We start from the raw sequence: 18,762 nt of genomic DNA, 5'->3' as shown, positions 1-18,762 counted from the left end.
CAGCCCACGCAGGAAGCGCAAATGGACGATACATCCAGCAGCAAACCGATGAAGAATGACTTTTCCGACCTGAACGCCGACATGCTGCACGCCGTCATGGAGTTGGTCAGCGACGGGATCTGGGACTGGAACGCCAACACCGGTTTTGTCTACCGCAGCCCCGGCTGGTACGAAATGCTCGGCTACCCCCGCCACTCCCTGGAAAACAGCGTGTTCACCTGGGAGAACGTGATCCATCCCGAGGATTACCCCCAGGTGATGACGGTGTTTGATAACTACATCCACCAACACGCCCCGCACTACCAAGCCGAGTACCGCTGCCGAAAAGCAGACGGCACTTACCTGTGGATCGAAGACCGTGGCTACATCGTTACGCGCAACCCCGACGGTTCGGTCGCGCGCATGGTCGGTGCCCACCGCGATATCCATACGCGCAAATGCTCCATCGAGCAGTTGGAACGGCGCAATCAATCCCTTGAAGCCCTAGTGGCCGAGCGCACCCGCGAGTTGTCACGGGTCAACCAACAGCTGCAGCTGCAACTGGACGAAAATCGCTCCCTGGCCGAGCGCGACACACTCACTTGCGTGGCCAACCGCTACCGTCTGGAAAAAGTGCTGTTGGAGGAATGCGATCGCGCCGAGCGTTTCCGCCTGCCGCTGGCACTGGTGGCCATGGATATCGATGATTTCAAGCCGATCAACGACCGATATGGCCACGCCGTGGGCGATCAGACGCTGGTGCAGGTGGTTGAAACCCTGGAGGCCTGCCTACGCCCGGCAGACCTGCTGGCGCGCTGGGGCGGTGATGAATTCATGGTGGTGCTGCCACAAGGCGACCTGGAGACGGCAAGGGCACTGGCCGAGCGCATTCGCGCAAAAATTGCGCAGATGCCCACCCTGGGCAGCTTCAAAGTGAGCCTGAGCCTGGGCGTGGTGCAACGTCACCCCGGCGAGTCTCCGGCGGAGCTGATGGCGCGGGCCGATCAGGCTTTGTACCGGTCCAAGGCGGCGGGCAAGGATGTGGTTTCGGAGTAGATGCATTTCTGTTGGCCATTAGACCGCCATCGCGGGCAAGCCCGCTCCCACAGGGGATTGCATTCCAAATGTGGGAGCGGGCTTGCCCGCGATGGCGTCAGTATTGACGCCCGAATACTTACCTGACCGGCGGCGCGTACTGGATGCCGCCGTTATTCCACAGTGCGTTAAGACCGCGCTTGATCTTCAGCACACTGCCCTGGCCGATGTTGCGCTCGAATACTTCGCCGTAGTTGCCCACCTGCTTGACGATCTGCACCACCCAATCCTTGCGCAGCTTGAGGTCCTTGCCGTACTCGCCGTCGGCGCCGAGCAAGCGCGCGACGTCCGGGTTCTTGGTGGTCTTCGCCTGTTCTTCGACGTTTTGCGAGGTGATGCCCATTTCTTCGGCATTGAGCATGGCAAACAGGGTCCACTTGACGATGCTGAACCACTCGTCATCGCCCTTGCGCACCAGCGGGCCCAGGGGTTCCTTGGAGATAATCTCCGGCAACACCACAAACTCGTCCGGGTGGGCCATCTTGATGCGTTGGGCGTACAGGCCCGACTGGTCGGTGGTCAACACGTCGCAACGTCCGGCTTCGAGGCCCTTGGCGCTTTCATCGGCGGTGTCGAAGGTGATCGGCGTGTACTTCATGCCGTGGGTGCGGAAGTAGTCGGCGACGTTGAGCTCGGTGGTGGTGCCGGCCTGGATGCACACGGTGGCGCCATCCAACTGCTTGGCCCCGGTCACCCCCAGTTTGTTGTTCACCAGAAAGCCGATGCCGTCGTAGTAGGTCACACCGGTGAACACCAGGCCCATGCCCGCGTCGCGGGAGCTGGTCCAGGTGGTGTTGCGCGAGATCAGGTCGATTTCGCCGGACTGCAACGCCGTGAAACGCTCCTTGGCGGTCAACTGGCTGAACTTCACCTTCGACGCATCGCCGAACACCGCCGCCGCGACCGCATGGCACACGTCCACATCGATGCCGGTCATCTTGCCCGTGCTGTCTGGCACGCCGAAGCCCGGCAGACCATCGCTGACGCCACACTGGATAAAGCCTTTTTTCTGGATCGCATCCAGGGTCACGCCCGCCTGGGCGCTCGCCGCCCAAGCGCAGGTGATGGCGACCAAGGTGTTCTTGAGGTAGTTCATGCGCTGCTCTCCCTGTCGATTCTTATTCGTCGGGCAGTATCAACCCCCTGAGCGCATTGCCACAAACGACCTTTCGGCAACAACTCGTTCCGAATTGGAATGACCCGGCGACTTTATTTCGTTTGCGGCAAGGCACGGCGCGCAGCTTAGATAAAAAGACGCCCGCCACCGCCGAGTCGAGGATTCATGAGCCGCGCAACCATCAGTCAGTCGATTTCCATCGTCCACCCCATCACCCTCAGCCACGGCAAGAACGCCGAGGTCTGGGACAGCACGGGCAAGCGCTATATCGATTTTGTCGGTGGCATTGGCGTGCTCAACCTCGGCCATTGCCACCCCGGCGTGGTGGACGCGATTCGTGAGCAAGCGACGAAGTTGACCCACTACGCCTTCAACGCGGTGCCCCACGCGCCTTATATCGAGCTGATGGAACGCCTCACCGCGTTTATTCCGGTGGACTACCCGGTCAGCGGCATGCTCACCAACAGCGGCGCGGAAGCCGCGGAAAACGCCTTGAAGATCGTGCGCGGCGCCACCGGCCGCACGGCAGTGATCGCGTTTGACGGCGCCTTTCACGGCCGCACCCTGGCCACCCTGAACCTCAATGGCAAGGTGGCGCCCTACAAGCAAAAGGTCGGCGTACTACCCGGCCCTGTGTATCACCTGCCCTACCCCAGTGCCGATAACGACGTGACCTGCGCCGAAGCCCTAAAGGCCATGGACCGCCTGTTCAGTGTGGAAATCGACGTCAACGACGTGGCCTGTTTCATCATCGAACCGGTGCAGGGCGAAGGCGGTTTCCTTGCCCTGGACAGGGAGTTCGCCCAAGCCCTGCGGCGCTTTTGCGATGAGAAAAACATCCTGCTGATTGCCGATGAAATCCAATCGGGCTTTGGCCGTACCGGCCAGCGCTTTGCCTTTTCGCGCCTGGGCATCGAGCCGGACCTGATCCTGCTCGGCAAAAGCATCGCCGGTGGCGTGCCGTTGGGTGCGGTGGTCGGGCGCCAGGCGTTGCTCGACAACCTGCCCAAGGGCGGGCTGGGCGGCACCTACTCCGGCAACCCCATCGCCTGCGCGGCGGCCTTGGCCACCCTGGACGCGATGAGCGATGCCCACCTGAAAACCTGGGGCGCACAGCAGGAAGAAACCATCGTCAGCCGCTATGCACGCTGGCGGGCACAAGGCCTGTCACCCTACTTGGGCCGCCTGACCGGTGTCGGCGCCATGCGCGGCATAGAGTTGGCCCACGCTGACGGCACACCCGCCCCACAGCAACTGGCCCAATTGCTGGGCCTGACGCGGGATGCCGGCTTGCTGCTGATGCCCAGCGGCAAGTCGCGGCATATCATCCGTTTGCTGGCACCGTTGACCATTGAGCCCGCGGTGCTGGAGGAAGGCCTGGATATCCTTGAGGCGTGCCTGCGGCAATTGACCTAGTAGCGGGCATCGACGGGCTTGCCGCCGTTGGGCCAGTCTTTGACCTTGTCCGGGAAGTCCGGGCGCGGTTGCCCCGAGAAGTAGGCCGCCACGTCCACCGCGTCCTGGTCGGACAAGCCGCCCTGGCCCAGCGGGAATTTCTCATGGAAGCCAATCGGCATATTGCGTTTAACGAACGCCGCCGCCGTATACGTGCGGGCCATGCCGGCGCCGATGTTGAACGATTGCTCGCCCCACAGCGGCGGATAGATCAGCTCACCGTCGGCCCGCGCCAGGCCCTGGCCGTTGTCGCCATGGCACACCGCGCATTGCTTGGCGTACACCGCCTGGCCATTGACCAAGTCCGGCTTGATCGCCGGATCGACCTTGCCCACGCCGCGCCCGGCGACTTTGTCTTCGGGGCGGGTGTTGTTTTTCATCCAGTCGAAGTAGGCAACCATCGCTTGCATATCCGCCGATTGCGGCGCCAGTGGCTTGCCATTCATCGAGCGACGGAAACAGCCGTTAATGCGCTCTTCCAGGGTCACGACCTTGCCGGCACGCGGCGCGTAGCTGGGGAAGAAAGCCGACACGCCGACAAACGGCGAACCGTCCGCCACGGTGCCGGCGTTGAGATGGCAACTGGTGCAATTGAGCGCATTGCCGACGTTTTCCGGCAGCAGCGCCTTGGTTTGCAAGTGCAGGCGCATGCCGCGCACCACTTGGTCGGCGTTGGGCGCGGCGAGCAGATCGGCCAGGCGCGGGGTTTCGAACGCCGATGAATCGGTGGTGGCCGGGTTGAGTTGGTCGCGCAGTTTTTTCACCTGGGCGGCGCTGATGGGCGTGCCCTCGTTGCCCCAGCGCGTGCGCACAAAGCTGAGGATCTCGGCGATTTCCTGATCCGCCAGGCGGGCGAAGCCGGGCATGGTGTAGACCCGTGGATGGGCGGCCGTTTGCGCGGTTTCCCAACCGGTGAGGGTGATATGCAGCAGGGACGTAGGGTTGCTGGAAGCAATGCTCGGGTTGCCCGCCAGCGGCGGGAACAGGCCTTTGACACCGGCGCCGTCGCTGCGATGGCAGTCGCTGCAGAACTGCATGTAACCCAGGCCACCACGGCTGGTGAACAGATCCGCCGGCGGCGCAGCAGGTGCGTGGGCCACGGACGGCATCGGCAGATCGTCTTTGCCCGGCGGCAGGGATTTCAGGTAGCGGGCGATAGCCGTGAGGTCGTCGTCGCTGAAGTGCTGGGTGCTGTGGTGAATCACATCGGCCATGTTGCCCGCGACCGTGGCAAAGCGGTTTTGCCCGGTCTTGAGCAATTGCACGGTGTCTTCCACGGTCCACAGGTTGCGCAGGCTCAGGGCACGCCAGTGTTCAACGGTTTCGCCGGCCAGGTAATGCTGGCCGCTGCTGCCTTCATCGCTCAGGGCTTTTTCCTGGAAGGCGATGCCGCGCGGCGTGTGGCAGGAACCGCAATGGCCCAGGCCCTGGACCAGGTACGCGCCACGGTTGAGCGACTCATCCCGCGTCGGGTCAGGTGCGAACGGTCGTTTATCGACAAAGGCGAAATTCCACAGCGCCAGGCCCCAGCGCTGGTTGAACGGGAAACCCATGTCCGCTTCGAGGTTGGCCTGCTGCACCGGCTCGACGCCTTGCATCAGGTAGGCGTACAGGGCACGCATATCCTCCTCGCTCATCTTCGCGTAGGACGGATACGGCATCGCCGGGTAAAGGTTCATACCGCTCGGCGTGACGCCTTCGCGCATGACCCGGTCGAATTGCTCGAAAGTGTAGTTGCCGATGCCGGTTTCACGGTCGGGCGTGATGTTGCTGGAAAAGATCGTGCCCATCGGCGTACTCAGTTCCAGCCCGCCGGCCATCACCTGGCCTTGCTTGGCGGTGTGGCAGGCGATGCAGTCGCCCAGTTGTGCGACGTACTTGCCGTGTTCGATCAGCGGGGTGTCGGCGGGGTTGGCGTGCAGGGGAAGCGCCAGACACAGCGTCGCCCCCAGCATGGCCAGGCGTGCAAGAGAAAGCGCCATCGTGTTAGTCCTTTAATCACCTGGCGTGGGGTGGTCCCCTCGGCGCAGGTCAGTGGTCGTTTTTATAGATTCATCAGGCCTGGCTGTTGTAGCGGATTTACCGGCGGGGGGTTTTGATGTGGGTCAGGGGCAAAACAATGGACAAGAGGACGAGGGCTCAACGACTATCCAGCGCTTACCTCTCTCGCACGGAAGCGCACCATGCTCGACATCCTCCAAGGCACGCCCCTCTGGGTTTACGCGGTTTACCTGTGGATTTGCTACTACGGCATCAAGGCCTGCCTGGGCGGGCGCGAGAATCGGCGCTCGCTGCTGATCCTGCCGGTGGTGTTGGTAGTGTGGTCGCTGATGTCGCTGGCGCCTTCACTGCTGTCGAGCAGCGCCTGGGCCGGCGGCGCCGTGGGCGGCAGCCTGGTGGGGATGCTGCTGTTCAACGCCAATGGCGCCCGCCTCGACGCCAATGGCGAAACCCTGGTGCTGGCGGGCACCTGGAAGACCCTGCTGATCTCGCAGCTGTTCTTCGCGGTGAAGTATTACTTCGGCTACCAACAGGCGGTGCATCCGTTGTTGCTGAGCACACCAGGCATGCTGGCGACCATCGGCGCGGTCTCGGGATTTACCGTAGGTCTGTTTTGCGGGCGGGCCATCAAGCTGCAGCGGGCGCTTGCCGCCTTGCGCCGCGATGAGGGCAATGTGCTGCCTTGACCTGATCCCCCCACGCCTTGAAAATGCGCGACGCTTTTTTGTCTCCCGTTTACTGAAGTAGTGAAATTTCAATGTCTGATTCCCACCACGAAGAATCCGTAGTCGCCTTGCAATCCAAAGCTGAATACGAAAACGCCATCAATCTTTCACAGCATGTGCCCGCCGCCAAGATCATCAGCGAGATGGTGCTGGACGCGTTTCACACCTCCAAGGAAAGCGACCAGATCCGCGAACTGCGCGTGGCCATCCGCCAGGCCCACGATGCCTTTGACGATGACAAAGCCTACGACCTGATGGGCCAGCTCAAGCAACTCAAGGACGCCGAAGCCGCCGACAGCATTGCCCTGGAAGACCTCAGCAGCAAGTTCTCCATCAGCCGCATCCTGTCCAGCTTCAAGGACGACCCCGAGTTCCAGGAGCTGGTCTACCGCCTGGCGTTGAAAGTGCTGAACCAGAGCCACCAGGCCATCAGCAACCCGAGCGCCGGCAAGAGCAAGGCCTCCCGTCCAAAGAAAGAAGCCGAAGTGTTTGTGATCAGCAAGGACGGCATCAGCGTCACCCTGCCATTGCGTACACCGCGCTCGAAGCTGAACGTTGATCGCGAGGCGTTCGAATTCCTCGGTTTCAGCTTTGTCGGTGAAGGCGATGAAGCCGAGCTGGAAGTGGAAAGCTTTGTGGACAACACCGGCGCCGAGCAGCCACTGAGCCGCAAGACGGTGATTGCTGCGCTGCAGCAGCAGAGTGCGTTTGAGGGTTACAGCATCGCGCAGCAATAACGCTTAGCCCGCAACACTGCCGAACCCAATGTGGGAGCTGGCGCTTGTGTGGGAGCTGGCTTGCCTGCTCCCACACAAGCCCGCTCCCACATCTGTTTTTGTAGCGGATTACACAGCCCGCACATCCTGCGCCTCAAACGCCTGCCGAAACCGCTGCATATCCTGCTTGTTCCCCACTGTCACCCGCACCCACTGCGGCCAGTTTTTCCACACCCGCCCGACCATCACGCCCTGCTCCGCCAAGCGCTCGATGACCTGTTCGGCCGGCTGCTTCACGTCGATCATGAAGCAGTTGCTCTGGGACACGGTGCAGGTAAAACCACGCCCCTTCAGCCAGGCCACGGTCTCGTCGCGCAGTTGCGCATTGAGCGCCTTGCGCTGGGGCAGCAGCTTGACGTCTTCCAGGCTGGCCTTGGCGCCCAGCAGGGCGGAGCCGGCAGGGACGTTGTCGCCACCGAACACCGCCAGTTGTTCCAACAAGGCCGGATGGCCGATCGCCAGGCCAACACGGGCACCGGCCATGCCGTAGATTTTCGAGAACGTGCGCAACACCAGCAGGTCGTCGTGGTCCTTGACCCAACTGATCACGCTGGGGGCGTCGGAGAAGTCGATGTAGGCCTCGTCCACCACCAGCACGCTGCCCTTGGGTTTGTTCGCCAAGGCGTGGCGAATCGACTCGGTGGGGGTCATGGTGCCGGTAGGATTGTTGGGGTTGCACAGGTAGAGCATGCCGGCCTGGGGATCGGCGGCGAGCATGGCAGGCACGTCGTGGGCGTGCTCGGCATTGAGGGCGACCTCTTTCACCGGAGACTTGCGCGATTCAGCCGCCTGGCGTGGAACCTCATAGGACGGCGTGACCATCACCAGGCCACGGCTTTCGCTGGTGAACGCCAGCACCGCAAAGCGCAACGCCGCCATGGAGCCTGCAAACACCGCCACCTGATCCTCGGCGATCCCTTGCTGCTGGGCAAACAGCCCGGCCAGCGCGTACATGTGGCCATAGGGATACAACCCGGCCGTGGCAATGCCTCTCTGCATCGCCTCACGCGCAGCGCCTGAAGGGCCGTAGGGGCTTTCGTTGTAGTTGAGCCGCACCTTGTCCGCCTTGCCGGGCTTGGGGCTGGCCACCGCCCAATCCAGGCGCCCCAACAATGGCAGGGCAGCGCCCACGGCGAGAAGGGACCGACGACTAACGCTGACCATGGGGTAACTCCTTGTAAGGCGGGGATGGATTCGCACAACTCATACAGAGGGGTATGACGAGAAAAGCGTAGTCCGATTTAACCGCGCGCCCAAGAAAAAGCCCCGCGCTTCTGTCGAAGGCGGGGCTCTTTCACTGCGTGTCCACTCAGTGAGCGTAGGTCAGCAACAGCTCTTTCGGCACTTGGAAATCCAGGGACATCATCACGCTGAGCGCGGTGATGGTGAAGATCGAGAACACGAACAGCTTGCGCGCCCAGACGGTGTCATCCACCGCCTTGTAGCCGGTCCAGGCCATGTACAACCAGTACATGCCCATCGCGGCGGCGACGGCGAGGTAGCTCATGCCGGCGTAGCCACTGAAGGTCAACATCAAGGTCGCCACGAGGAAGGCCAGGATGTACAGCAGGATGTGTTTCTTGGCCACCTGGATGCCACGCTTGACCGGCAGAACCGGAATCGACGCAGCCAGGTAGTCATTGAAGCGGAAGATCGCAATGGCGTAGGAGTGCGGCATCTGCCACAGGCTGAACATCACCAGTAGCGTCAGCGCGGCCATGTCGAAGCTATTGGTTACAGCCACATAACCAATCACCGGCGGCATCGCCCCCGACAGACTCCCCACCAGCGTGCCGTGAACGGACTTGCGCTTGAGGTACAGGCTGTAGAGACCGACGTAGATGACAAAACCGATCACGGCAAACAGCGCCGCCAGCGGATTGGCCACCTTGTACAACAACGCCACACCGGCAACACCGAGGACGGTCGCATAGATCAGTGCCAGTTTCAGGGAGATGAGGCCCTGGACCAGCACACGATTCTTGGTGCGCTCCATCTTGATATCGATGTCACGGTCGATGCAGTTGTTGAACACGCAACCGGAAGCAACCACCAGGGACGTACCGATCATCGCAGCCAGGAAAATGGCCAGATCGACATGTCCCTTGGAGGCCAGGAAGAAACCGCCCGCCACAGAAAGCACGTTACCGAAAATGATCCCCGGTTTGGTGATTTGGATAAAGTGCTTAAGCGACATCGGGTTTTACCTCACTTCGCCATCATGAACGTATGGATGCTGAACATGATCCATATCGACAGGCCAACCAGCAGCAGGATTACCAACCCTGCGAACACGAACGCAATCACGTTATCGCGCTGCTCTTTGGAACGATCCAGGTGCAGGAAGTACACCAGGTGAACCAGAACCTGAATCACCGCGAATGCCAGCACGATCATCAAGGTGATCGATTTCGGCAGGGTCGGGTACATCACCAGACCAAACGGGATGAGCGTCAGGATTACCGACAGGATGAAGCCGATGGCGTACGACTTAACGCTGCCGTGGCTCGAATCATGGCTGTCATGATCATGGGAGTGTGCATTAGCCATTACAGAGTCCCCATCAGGTAAACAACGGTGAAGACGCAGATCCAGACCACGTCCAGGAAGTGCCAGAACAGGCTCAGGCAGCTCAGGCGAGTCTTGTTGGTGTTGGTCAGGCCGTGTTTATTGACCTGATACATCATCACCGCCATCCACAGCAGGCCGGCTGTTACGTGCAGACCGTGGGTGCCTACCAGCGTGAAGAACGCGGACAGGAAGCCACTACGGTGCGGGCCGTAGCCTTCGGAGATCAGCAGGTGGAACTCGTTGATCTCCATGCCGATGAAGCCCAGGCCGAACAGGAAGGTCAGGCCCAACCAGCTCAGTACGCCCTTCTTGTTGCCCTTGTAGAAGGCCAACATGGCGAAGCCGTAGGTGATCGAACTGAACAACAGCAAGGCGGTTTCGCCGAGCACGTAAGGCAGTTCGAAGATGTCGTGGCCCGACGGGCCACCCGCTACGTTGTTTACCAGTACCGCGTACACCGCGAAGATCGACGCAAACAAGATGCAGTCGGTCATCAGGTAGAGCCAGAAACCGAAAACGGTCATCGGCCCCGAGTCGTGGTGATGGTCATCGTGCCCATGGTCATCGACATGGGCGTGTCCAGCATTGGTCACTAAGTTCGACATGGTTTAAGCCTGTTCCAACGAGGTTTCAACACGGTTGGCCGGGATCTTCTTCTCGGCTACCAGGCGAGCGTGCTGCTCGGCTTCGATGCGTTCGATCTCTTCGACCGGCACCATGTAGCCTTGATCGTCACGGGCAGCGTGAACGATGAAGTAACCGATAGTGCCAACCAGGCTCGCGATTGCCAGCCACCAGATGTGCCAGATCATCGCGAAACCGAACACGGTCAACAGCGCACCCATCACCACGCCAGTGGCGGTGTTGCTTGGCATGTGGATCGGTTCGTACTTGGCCGGCTTCTGGTACGCAGTACCGTCTTCCTTGGCTTCGGTGAACGCATCAATGGTGTTCGCAGTCGGGATCACGGCGAAGTTGTAGAACGGCGGTGGCGACGAGGTCGACCATTCCAGGGTGTGGCCATTCCATGGGTCGCCGGAGTCGCAAGCGTTCTGCTTACGGTCACGGATACTCACGTACAGCTGGATCAGCTGGCAGGCGATACCCACAGCGATCATCACCGCACCGAACATGGCGACGTACAGGTACGGCACCCACTCAGGGTTGGTAGTGGCGTTCAGACGACGGGTCATGCCCATGAAGCCCAGTGCATAGAGCGGCATGAACGCGACGAAGAAGCCCGAGATCCAGAACCAGAATGCAGCCTTGCCCCAGCCTTCGTGCAGCTTGAAGCCGAACGCTTTCGGGAAGTAGAAGCTGAAACCAGCGATGTAACCGAATACCGCACCACCGATGATCACGTTATGGAAGTGCGCGATCACGAACAGGCTGTTGTGCAGGACGAAGTCAGCACCCGGGATGGCCAGCAGTACGCCAGTCATGCCGCCGATGGCGAAGGTCACCATGAAGCCCAGGGTCCACAGAACCTGGCTCGTCATACGCAGACGACCGTGGTAGATGGTGAACAGCCAGTTGAATAGCTTCACCCCCGTCGGGATGGAAATCAGCATCGTCGCCAGGCCGAAGAAGGCGTTGACGCTGGCCCCCGAACCCATGGTGAAGAAGTGGTGCAGCCAAACCATGAAGCCCAGTACAGAGATTGCGCCCGATGCGTAAACCATCGAGTGGTGACCGAACAGGCGCTTGCCGGTAAAGGTCGAGATCACTTCGGAGAAGATACCGAACGCTGGCAGGATCAGGATGTACACCTCAGGGTGACCCCATGCCCAGAACAGGTTCACGTACATCATTGGATTGCCACCAAGTTCATTGGTGAAAATGTGGAAATCCAGGTAACGGTCAAGCGACAGCAGCGCCATGGTAGCGGCCAGGATCGGGAACGAAGCCACGATCAGGACGTTGGCCCAGGTGCAGGTCCAGGTGAAGATCGGCATGTCCATCAGTTTCATGCCAGGGGCGCGCATTTTCAGCACGGTGGCCAAGAAGTTGACCCCCGTCAGCGTCGTCCCGAGTCCTGATAACTGTAGGGCCCAGATGTAGTAGTCCACACCCACGCCAGGGCTGTATTGCAGGCCCGACAATGGCGGATACGCAACCCAACCGGTCTTGGCGAATTCGCCGACGCCCAGGGATACGTTGATCAGCACCACGCCGGAAACCAGCAGCCAGAAGCTCAGGGAGTTCAGGAACGGGTAGGCAACGTCACGCGCGCCGATCTGCAGCGGCACTGCAAGGTTCATCAGGCCGGTGAAGAATGGCATCGCCATGAAGATGATCATGATCACACCGTGGGCGGTGAAGATCTGGTCATAGTGCTCAGGTGGCAGGTAGCCAGGCGAACCCTCGGTGGCCATGGCCAGCTGGGTACGCATCATGATGGCGTCGGCAAAGCCGCGCAGCAGCATGACCATGGCCACGATGATGTACATGACACCGATTTTCTTGTGGTCGACCGAAGTCAGCCACTCGGTCCACAGGTAGGTCCACTTCTTGAAATAAGTGATTGCCGCAAACAGCCCCAGACCACCCAGCGCGATCATGGCGATGGTAATCATCACAATCGGCTCGTGGAACGGGATCGCATCCCAACTTAATTTACCAAACATCGTTTACTCCTCTGCCCCAGCAGTTGAATGCGAGCCCGTGTCAGAACCTTCAACCGCGGCCACTTCTTTCTTCTCGTGCTTGACCGGCTTGCCTGGCTTCATACCTTCGTACTTGTCGACGATTTTCTGAAAGAGGTCCGGCTCATACGTGGAGTACAGGGCGACTGGGTTGTTCTGGCTTGGTTTGGTCAGGGCGTCGTATTCAGCTTGATCAAGCTGTTTAGGTGCGGCCTTGACTTCGGCTACCCAGGCGTTGAAATCTTCCTGGCTTGTCGAGATCGCTTTGAATTTCATGCCGGTGAAGCCAGCGCCGCTGTAGTTCGCGGAGATGCCTTCCATTACAGCTTTTTCGTTGGCGATCAGGTGCAGGCGAGTCTGCATGCCTGCCATCGCGTAGATCTGACCGCCCAGGGCTGGGATGAAGAACGAGTTCATCACGGCGTCGGAGGTGATCCGGAAGTTAAGCGGGGTGTTCTCCGGGAACTGGATCTCGTTGACGGTGGCGATACCCAGGTCCGGGTAGATGAACAGCCACTTCCAGTCCAGCGCGACCACTTCGATGTTGATCGGCTTGACGTCGGAGACCAGCGGACGGTACGGGTCCAGCTCGTGGGTCGACTTATAGGTGATGTAACCCAGGGCGATGATGATGAGGACCGGAACCAGCCACACCGCGATTTCAATCTTGGTGGAGTGCGACCACTTCGGCGCGTAGGTCGCGCTGGTGTTCGACGCGCGGTATTTCCAGGCGAAGGCGAAGGTCATGATGATCACAGGGACCACGACCAGCAGCATCAGCAGGGTAGCGGTGATGATCAGGTTTCGTTGATCCAGACCGATCTGTCCTTTTGGGTCCATCAAGGTCCACTTGCAGCCTCCCAGCATTAACAGCATGCCAATCAGCGGCAAAAAGCCTAGTAATCGGGGGTACCTGTTTTTACTCATCTCACGACCTCTAAAGCAGCTTGCGCAATGCAGTTGGGTTTTGATCGCCAACACTTCACCCTGCCAAGGGTTGGCATTTCTCTTCGATTGAATAAGAGCCTGCCCATCACGCCATAACGGCGCGTTTCACGGACCTGCGGTGAGTTCTTATTCGATTTCGTGGTTAAAGGCCTTGTTACAGACCAATTCCATTTGGTGCGGATAGTTGAAAGGCTGCCGGAACCTTGGGGTCGCACAGAGCCATCCATCTGCCCCTCGACCGCTCCAGTGCTCAAATATTGAACAGCACCGGACATTCAGTGCGGGCGATTGTAGTTAGCTAGCGATGTATAAACCATGTCTTATAAAGAAATAATTTTTATCGATTCCAGCAACAATCCTTCACCAAAACCGCAAAGGTTCGCGATCTTATCGTGTTCGATTCTCAACAAAAACCACAAAAATTGCCGTGTTATTGCGTAATCCACCACAGCCCTTACGCTCTGTAAGGGCATGCAAAACGCAGCAAAGTCCCCATAAAACAAGGCATTCGGACATCACGCAAAGGCTCGGACGGCGTGAGCTGCACACCCCTGCCCAAACCACGAACTGACAGCACAAATTGCGCGTTTTAGGCAAATTTAATGGGGCAATCCGCGAGCGGGAAACGTCCTGCGGCAGCTTCCGTGTGACAACATGTCGCACGCTGCGCGCACCCGTAATTGTCCGGCGTCACGCTCCCTTCACAAAACCCTACAAACAAAAACGCCCCGGCCTTCCCTCAGGAAGACCGGGGCGTTTTGCCGATGGGTTCAGGCCTGGCGTTGACGGTTACGGTAAATGCCCAGGGGCACCAGGATCACGGTCAGCACAAACGCCACCAGCGCCCATTGCGCCAGGGACAGGCCCAGCACCGGTGGATACGGCGTGCTGCAGAAACCATCGACCTGGAAGCCCAGGGGGAACACTTTGGCCAGGGGCAGGTCGTCGACGATCGGTTGCAGCACATCAATGCCGCAACTGACCTGGGGGAAGAACTGGGTGTACACATGATGGCCGGCTGCCGCCACGCCGCCGAGGGCGCTGAGCACCACCAGGCCTTCGAACAGGGTGACCGCCCCTTTACGACGCATCGCCGCGCCGATGAAGGCGAAGATCGCGATCAGCAGCAGCGCGTAGCGTTGCAGGATGCACAGCGGGCACGGTGCCTCGCCCAGCACCACCTGCATATAAAGCGCACCGCCGATCAGCGCCAGGCAGATGATGCCCAGCAACACCAGAAAGCGCCGCTCCCTGCCTAAACGCAATTCGTCACTCATCCCCGTTTCCCTTTGACTGATTATGGGTTTGCCAATGGCGGCAAGTTTACACACAGGCCATGGTTTAAACAGAGGGGGGTTAACAGGAGATTAATCTGGGGAAATGTTGTAGTAGGACTGTGGCGAGGGAGCTTGCTCCCGCTGGGCTGCGTAGCGGCCCCAAGATCTAGGGAGTGCTTCGCACTCCAGCGGGAGCAAGCTCCCTCGCCACAAGATAGGTGTATTTATTCCAGGGCAGCAGCCGGACCGAAAAATTCATACCGGCTTTGCTTCTCTGGCACACCCAACGCCTTGAGGTGGCGCTTGATCGCGCCCATGAAGCCTTTAGGGCCGAGGAAGTAGGCATCGATGTCGCGCTGTTCGGGCAACCACTCAGCCAATTGTTCCTGGCTCAACAGCCCAACCTTATCCGCCGCCGGGCTCACGCCATCGTCCTCGGCATAGCAATAAAAGCGCTGCAGCTGCGGGTGCTTGGCCGCCAAGGCATCCACCCAATCGCGGAACGCATGCACCCCGCCGTTACGCGCACAGTGGATAAAGTGCACCGGCCGCCCGCTCGCCAGCGCCGCTTCAAGCATCGGCAAGGTTGGCGTGATGCCCACCCCACCGCTGATCAGCACCAGCGGTTTGTCGCCAGCGGTCAAGGTGAACTCCCCCGACGGCGGGAACAGGTCGATGGTCGCACCGACCGGCACTTGATCATGCAGGTAGTTGGACACCCGCCCACCCGCCTCGCGCTTGACGCTGATGCGGTACTGCCCGGCATCGCTCAAGGCCGACAGGGAATAGTTGCGACGCACTTCCTCGCCATCCAGCACCAGCTTCATGCCGATGTACTGACCCGGCGCCGCCGCGAGGATCGGGCCGTTATCCACCGGCGCAAAGTAGAAGGAAATGATCTCGGCACTCTCCTCCACGCGCTTGACCAGCGTGAACGCCCGCGCACCGCGCCAGCCCCCGGGGGCCTGGGCTTTCTCGTCGTAGATGGCTGCTTCGGCACCGATCAGGATATCCGCCAACTGGCCATAAGCCGCGCCCCAGGCACTCATCACTTCAGGGGTGGCAATCTCGCTGCCCAGCACTTCGGAAATGGCGCGCAGCAGGCACGCGCCGACGATCGGGTAATGCTCCGGCAGGATCTGCAAGGCCACGTGCTTGTTGATGATCTTCGCCACCAAGTCGCCCAACTGATCCAGCTGATCGATATGCCGCGCATACATCAGCACGCCATTGGCCAAGGCGCGAGGCTGGTCGCCGCTGGCCTGATGGGCCTGGTTGAACAGCGGGCGCACTTCGGGGTACTCGGACAGCATCATGCGGTAGAAATGGGTGATCAGCGCTTCGCCGCCGCTTTCCAGCAGGGGCACAGTGGATTTGACGATGGCACGGTCTTGGGCACTAAGCATGGCAGACTCCTGGGTCTTTTAACTGATTGCCTTTACTTACTCAGTATTCGTGCCAACTTATAAACCCTTATATTTCAATGACTTGAATAAATTGTAGTCAGTATGACTTCCTACACCTTATAGTCATAAGGACTACAAGGAGTCATTATGACTGCGCAATCGCTGCTCACCACCCTGCTGCCCCTGGTCGCCGACCTGTCCCGCGAACTGCCTGAAGGCGAGCGCTATCGCCGCTTGTTGCAAGCCATGCGCGCCCTGCTGCCCTGCGATGCCGCCGCGCTGTTGCGCCTGGACGGTGAGTGGCTGGTGCCGCTGGCGGTGGACGGTTTGAGCCCCGACACCCTTGGCCGGCGTTTCAAAGTCAGCGAGCACCCACGCTTTGAGGTGCTGTTGAGCAGCCCCGGGCCGACGCGCTTTGACAGTGACAGCGAATTGCCCGACCCCTACGACGGCCTGGTCGCCGGCCTGCATGGGCAGTTGGAGGTGCACGACTGCATGGGCTGCCCGCTGTTTGTCGACGACAAGCCCTGGGGCCTGCTGACCCTCGACGCCCTCGACACCGAGCGCTTCGAACGGGTCGAACTGGACGCCCTGCAAGCCTTCGCCAGCCTCGCCGCCGCCACCGTCAACGTCGCCGAACGGATCGAGCGCCTGACCCTGCGCGCCGAAATCTACCGCGAGGCCAGCGGCCAGCAGCACAAGGAAATGATCGGCCAGAGCAAACCCCACAAGCGCCTGGTGGAGGAGATCAAGCTGGTGGGCGGCAGCGACCTTACCGTGCTGATCACTGGCGAAACCGGAGTGGGCAAGGAGTTGGTCGCCCAGGCGATCCACGCCGCCTCACCCCGCGCGGACAAACCGCTGATCAGCCTCAACTGCGCGGCCCTGCCGGAAACCCTGGTGGAAAGCGAGCTGTTCGGCCATGTGCGCGGCGCCTTTACCGGAGCGCTGAACGAGCGGCGCGGTAAGTTCGAATTGGCCAATGGCGGCACGCTGTTCCTGGATGAGGTGGGTGAACTGTCCCTGACCGTGCAGGCCAAGCTGCTGCGCGTGCTGCAAAGCGGCCAGTTGCAACGCCTGGGTTCGGACAAGGAGCATCACGTGGACGTGCGCCTGATCGCTGCCACCAACCGCGACCTCGCCGAAGAAGTGCGCAATGGCCGCTACCGCGCCGACTTCTACCACCGCCTCAGCGTGTACCCGCTGCAAGTCCCGGCCCTGTGCGAACGCGGGCGGGATGTGTTGCTGCTGGCCGGTTTCTTCCTCGAACAGAACCGCTCCCGCATGGGCCTGGGCAGCCTGCGCCTGACCAGCGATGCGCAGGCGGCGCTGCTGGCCTACAACTGGCCGGGCAATGTGCGCGAGTTGGAACACTTGATCGGCCGCAGCGCGCTGAAAGCCCTGGGCAACTGTCGCGAGCGGCCGAAGATTCTCAGCCTCAGCGCCCAAGACCTGGACTTGCCCGACGTCACCGCGCCCGCCATTGAAGCCCCGGCCGACGAGATCCCCGTCGTCACCGGCGACCTGCGCCAGGCCACCGAGCACTATCAGCGCCAGATCATCAGCGCCTGCCTGGAGCGCCACCAGCACAACTGGGCCAGTGCGGCGCGCGAACTCGGACTCGACCGCGCCAACCTCGGGCGCATGGCCAAGCGCCTTGGCCTCAAATAGGCAGGCCAACTCGGTCAAATGTGGGAGCTGGTTTGTGTGGGAGCTGGCTTGCCTGCGATAGCGGTGGATCAATGCCACATGTGCTGGCTGACACACCGCCATCGCAGGCAAGCCAGCTCCCACATTAGATTTGCTGCGCCTTGAGAATGGGGGTAACGGGCTTGGGCTTTCTGAACACCAACACATTCCCCAACATCACCAATACCAACCCTACCAGCGCCGGCCCGGTCCATTGGTAGCCCTCGGCAAACGCCGACACATTCAACGCCACCACCGGGAACAACACCGTGCAATACGCCGCACGCTCCGGCCCCATGCGCCCGACCAAAGTCAGGTACGCAGTAAACCCGATCACCGAGCCCGGAATCACCAGGTACCACAATGCGCCGATATACCGCGCGCTCCAGTCCATCTCGAAGGGAATCCCGCGCACCGCGCAATAGGTCGCCAACATCGCCGAACCATAGGCCATGCCCCAGGCGTTGGTGGTCAGCGGCTTGAGCCCGGCTTTCTGTTGCAGGCTGGACAACATATTGCCCGCCGAGAAACACATGGTTCCCAGCAGCGCCAACCCCAAGCCCAGCAAGGTCTGCGGACTGGCGGTGTGCCCGACCAGTTCCGGCCAGAACAAAAAGCCCAAACCGGCCAGACCCAGACCGCCGCCCATCAACACATTGCGCGCCACCCGCTGGCCGAAAAACACCCGGGCGTTCAGCGCGTTCCACAAGGTCGCCGTGGAAAACACCACCGCCACCAGGCCGCTGGGGATCCACTGGCTGGCGGTCAAAAAGCACATGAAGTTCACGCAGAACAGGCACAAGCCCTGGGCCAGGCAGATCAAGTGCCCACGCCGGTTCATCACCTGCAACTTGCGGCTGAGCAGCAACAGCGCAAACAGCACCAGCGCGGCAAGGCCGAAGCGATAGACGATGGACACCGGAATCGCCACCACGCCCAACTGCCATTTGAGGGCAATCCAGGTGGTGCCCCAGATCAGCACGGTGAGTAAATACAGGGAAAGGTTCATAGCGGGCTCCATCGATTGAGCCTCAGTGTCGCCCCCAACCCGGGCAAGCCTCTTGCAGATTCTTGCGCT

16 protein-coding genes are annotated in these 18,762 nt (G+C 60.6%); 5 read left to right on the top strand and 11 right to left on the bottom strand.

The annotated features are described in order from the left end of the window. Nucleotides 1–21 precede the first annotated feature (21 nt). A complete protein-coding gene (locus ACU688_RS25545) occupies nt 22–1,035 on the top strand; it encodes a sensor domain-containing diguanylate cyclase (RefSeq protein ID WP_448186866.1) in 1,014 nt (337 codons plus the stop codon). 118 nt (nt 1,036–1,153) lie between these two features. On the opposite strand, the gene ACU688_RS25540 is transcribed toward ACU688_RS25545, so the two are convergent. Further along, nucleotides 1,154–2,170: an amino acid ABC transporter substrate-binding protein gene (locus ACU688_RS25540; RefSeq protein WP_448186865.1), complete on the bottom strand. Its 1,017-nt coding sequence runs from the start codon at nt 2,168–2,170 to the stop codon at nt 1,154–1,156. 186 nt (nt 2,171–2,356) lie between these two features. On the opposite strand from ACU688_RS25540, the gene ACU688_RS25535 reads away from it, so the two are divergent. Next, entirely contained in the window at nt 2,357–3,607 is a 1,251-nt protein-coding gene (locus ACU688_RS25535) for a 2-aminoadipate transaminase (RefSeq protein WP_448186864.1), read from the top strand. On the opposite strand, the gene ACU688_RS25530 is transcribed toward ACU688_RS25535, so the two are convergent. Next, entirely contained in the window at nt 3,604–5,628 is a 2,025-nt protein-coding gene (locus ACU688_RS25530; RefSeq protein ID WP_448186863.1) for a c-type cytochrome, read from the bottom strand. The genes ACU688_RS25535 and ACU688_RS25530 overlap by 4 nt on opposite strands. Nucleotides 5,629–5,829: 201 nt before the next feature. Between ACU688_RS25530 and ACU688_RS25525 the strand changes: the two genes are divergently transcribed. Beyond that, nucleotides 5,830–6,333 (top strand): DUF6622 family protein, encoded by a 504-nt coding sequence (locus ACU688_RS25525; protein WP_448186862.1) that lies wholly within the window; start codon nt 5,830–5,832, stop codon nt 6,331–6,333. A 71-nt stretch (nt 6,334–6,404) separates the two neighbouring features. Further along, on the top strand, nt 6,405–7,109 hold the full coding sequence (locus tag ACU688_RS25520; protein WP_448186861.1) for a hypothetical protein: 705 nt from the start codon (nt 6,405–6,407) through the stop codon (nt 7,107–7,109). Nucleotides 7,110–7,217: 108 nt separating this feature from the next. Here the strand turns inward: ACU688_RS25520 and ptaA are convergent, their stop codons facing one another. From ptaA to hmpA, 8 genes are all read right to left on the bottom strand, one after another. Continuing rightward, nucleotides 7,218–8,312, bottom strand: coding sequence for a pyoverdine biosynthesis transaminase PtaA (gene ptaA, locus ACU688_RS25515; protein WP_448186860.1), 1,095 nt, complete (start codon nt 8,310–8,312; stop codon nt 7,218–7,220). A 145-nt stretch (nt 8,313–8,457) separates the two neighbouring features. Next, nucleotides 8,458–9,345 carry a heme o synthase gene (gene cyoE, locus ACU688_RS25510; protein WP_003194050.1) on the bottom strand — a complete coding sequence of 296 codons (888 nt, stop codon included), beginning with the start codon at nt 9,343–9,345 and terminating at the stop codon, nt 8,458–8,460. 11 nt (nt 9,346–9,356) lie between these two features. Continuing rightward, a complete protein-coding gene (gene cyoD / locus ACU688_RS25505; protein ID WP_017734785.1) occupies nt 9,357–9,698 on the bottom strand; it encodes a cytochrome o ubiquinol oxidase subunit IV in 342 nt (113 codons plus the stop codon). After that, entirely contained in the window at nt 9,698–10,324 is a 627-nt protein-coding gene (locus tag ACU688_RS25500; protein WP_017734786.1) for a cytochrome o ubiquinol oxidase subunit III, read from the bottom strand. Before ACU688_RS25500 ends, cyoD begins: the two co-directional genes overlap by 1 nt. A 3-nt stretch (nt 10,325–10,327) precedes the next feature. Further along, the gene (gene cyoB / locus ACU688_RS25495; RefSeq protein WP_207041620.1) at nt 10,328–12,346 is read right to left on the bottom strand and encodes a cytochrome o ubiquinol oxidase subunit I; all 2,019 of its coding nucleotides are present in this window, start codon (nt 12,344–12,346) and stop codon (nt 10,328–10,330) included. 3 nt (nt 12,347–12,349) lie between these two features. Continuing rightward, nucleotides 12,350–13,291, bottom strand: a complete 942-nt coding sequence (gene cyoA, locus ACU688_RS25490) for a ubiquinol oxidase subunit II (protein ID WP_026136523.1) — start codon at nt 13,289–13,291, stop codon at nt 12,350–12,352. A gap of 791 nt (nt 13,292–14,082) precedes the next feature. Next, nucleotides 14,083–14,589 carry a disulfide bond formation protein B gene (locus ACU688_RS25485; protein ID WP_017734789.1) on the bottom strand — a complete coding sequence of 169 codons (507 nt, stop codon included), beginning with the start codon at nt 14,587–14,589 and terminating at the stop codon, nt 14,083–14,085. 224 nt (nt 14,590–14,813) lie between these two features. Continuing rightward, nucleotides 14,814–15,995: an NO-inducible flavohemoprotein gene (gene hmpA, locus ACU688_RS25480; RefSeq protein WP_448186859.1), complete on the bottom strand. Its 1,182-nt coding sequence runs from the start codon at nt 15,993–15,995 to the stop codon at nt 14,814–14,816. Nucleotides 15,996–16,142: 147 nt separating this feature from the next. Between hmpA and norR the strand changes: the two genes are divergently transcribed. Next, the gene (gene norR, locus ACU688_RS25475) at nt 16,143–17,666 is read left to right on the top strand and encodes a nitric oxide reductase transcriptional regulator NorR (RefSeq protein WP_448186858.1); all 1,524 of its coding nucleotides are present in this window, start codon (nt 16,143–16,145) and stop codon (nt 17,664–17,666) included. 124 nt (nt 17,667–17,790) lie between these two features. On the opposite strand, the gene ACU688_RS25470 is transcribed toward norR, so the two are convergent. Next, the gene (locus tag ACU688_RS25470) at nt 17,791–18,693 is read right to left on the bottom strand and encodes a DMT family transporter (protein WP_448186857.1); all 903 of its coding nucleotides are present in this window, start codon (nt 18,691–18,693) and stop codon (nt 17,791–17,793) included. Between the last annotated feature and the right edge of the window lie 69 nt (nt 18,694–18,762).

The organism is Pseudomonas acericola (SeqCode) (assembly GCF_053456465.1).
The sequence above is the reverse complement of the archived record's forward strand: the minus strand, read 5'-3'. Positions and strand labels throughout refer to the sequence as shown.

What these genes read in the sequence shown, in the direction of transcription:
- ACU688_RS25545 (WP_448186866.1), top strand. Translation starts at nt 22, where the DNA reads ATGGACGATACATCCAGCAGCAAACCGATGAAGAATGACTTTTCCGAC.
- ACU688_RS25540 (WP_448186865.1), bottom strand. Translation starts at nt 2,170, where the DNA reads ATGAACTACCTCAAGAACACCTTGGTCGCCATCACCTGCGCTTGGGCG.
- ACU688_RS25535 (WP_448186864.1), top strand. Translation starts at nt 2,357, where the DNA reads ATGAGCCGCGCAACCATCAGTCAGTCGATTTCCATCGTCCACCCCATC.
- ACU688_RS25530 (WP_448186863.1), bottom strand. Translation starts at nt 5,628, where the DNA reads ATGGCGCTTTCTCTTGCACGCCTGGCCATGCTGGGGGCGACGCTGTGT.
- ACU688_RS25525 (WP_448186862.1), top strand. Translation starts at nt 5,830, where the DNA reads ATGCTCGACATCCTCCAAGGCACGCCCCTCTGGGTTTACGCGGTTTAC.
- ACU688_RS25520 (WP_448186861.1), top strand. Translation starts at nt 6,405, where the DNA reads ATGTCTGATTCCCACCACGAAGAATCCGTAGTCGCCTTGCAATCCAAA.
- ptaA (WP_448186860.1), bottom strand. Translation starts at nt 8,312, where the DNA reads ATGGTCAGCGTTAGTCGTCGGTCCCTTCTCGCCGTGGGCGCTGCCCTG.
- cyoE (WP_003194050.1), bottom strand. Translation starts at nt 9,345, where the DNA reads ATGTCGCTTAAGCACTTTATCCAAATCACCAAACCGGGGATCATTTTC.
- cyoD (WP_017734785.1), bottom strand. Translation starts at nt 9,698, where the DNA reads ATGGCTAATGCACACTCCCATGATCATGACAGCCATGATTCGAGCCAC.
- ACU688_RS25500 (WP_017734786.1), bottom strand. Translation starts at nt 10,324, where the DNA reads ATGTCGAACTTAGTGACCAATGCTGGACACGCCCATGTCGATGACCAT.
- cyoB (WP_207041620.1), bottom strand. Translation starts at nt 12,346, where the DNA reads ATGTTTGGTAAATTAAGTTGGGATGCGATCCCGTTCCACGAGCCGATT.
- cyoA (WP_026136523.1), bottom strand. Translation starts at nt 13,291, where the DNA reads ATGAGTAAAAACAGGTACCCCCGATTACTAGGCTTTTTGCCGCTGATT.
- ACU688_RS25485 (WP_017734789.1), bottom strand. Translation starts at nt 14,589, where the DNA reads ATGAGTGACGAATTGCGTTTAGGCAGGGAGCGGCGCTTTCTGGTGTTG.
- hmpA (WP_448186859.1), bottom strand. Translation starts at nt 15,995, where the DNA reads ATGCTTAGTGCCCAAGACCGTGCCATCGTCAAATCCACTGTGCCCCTG.
- norR (WP_448186858.1), top strand. Translation starts at nt 16,143, where the DNA reads ATGACTGCGCAATCGCTGCTCACCACCCTGCTGCCCCTGGTCGCCGAC.
- ACU688_RS25470 (WP_448186857.1), bottom strand. Translation starts at nt 18,693, where the DNA reads ATGAACCTTTCCCTGTATTTACTCACCGTGCTGATCTGGGGCACCACC.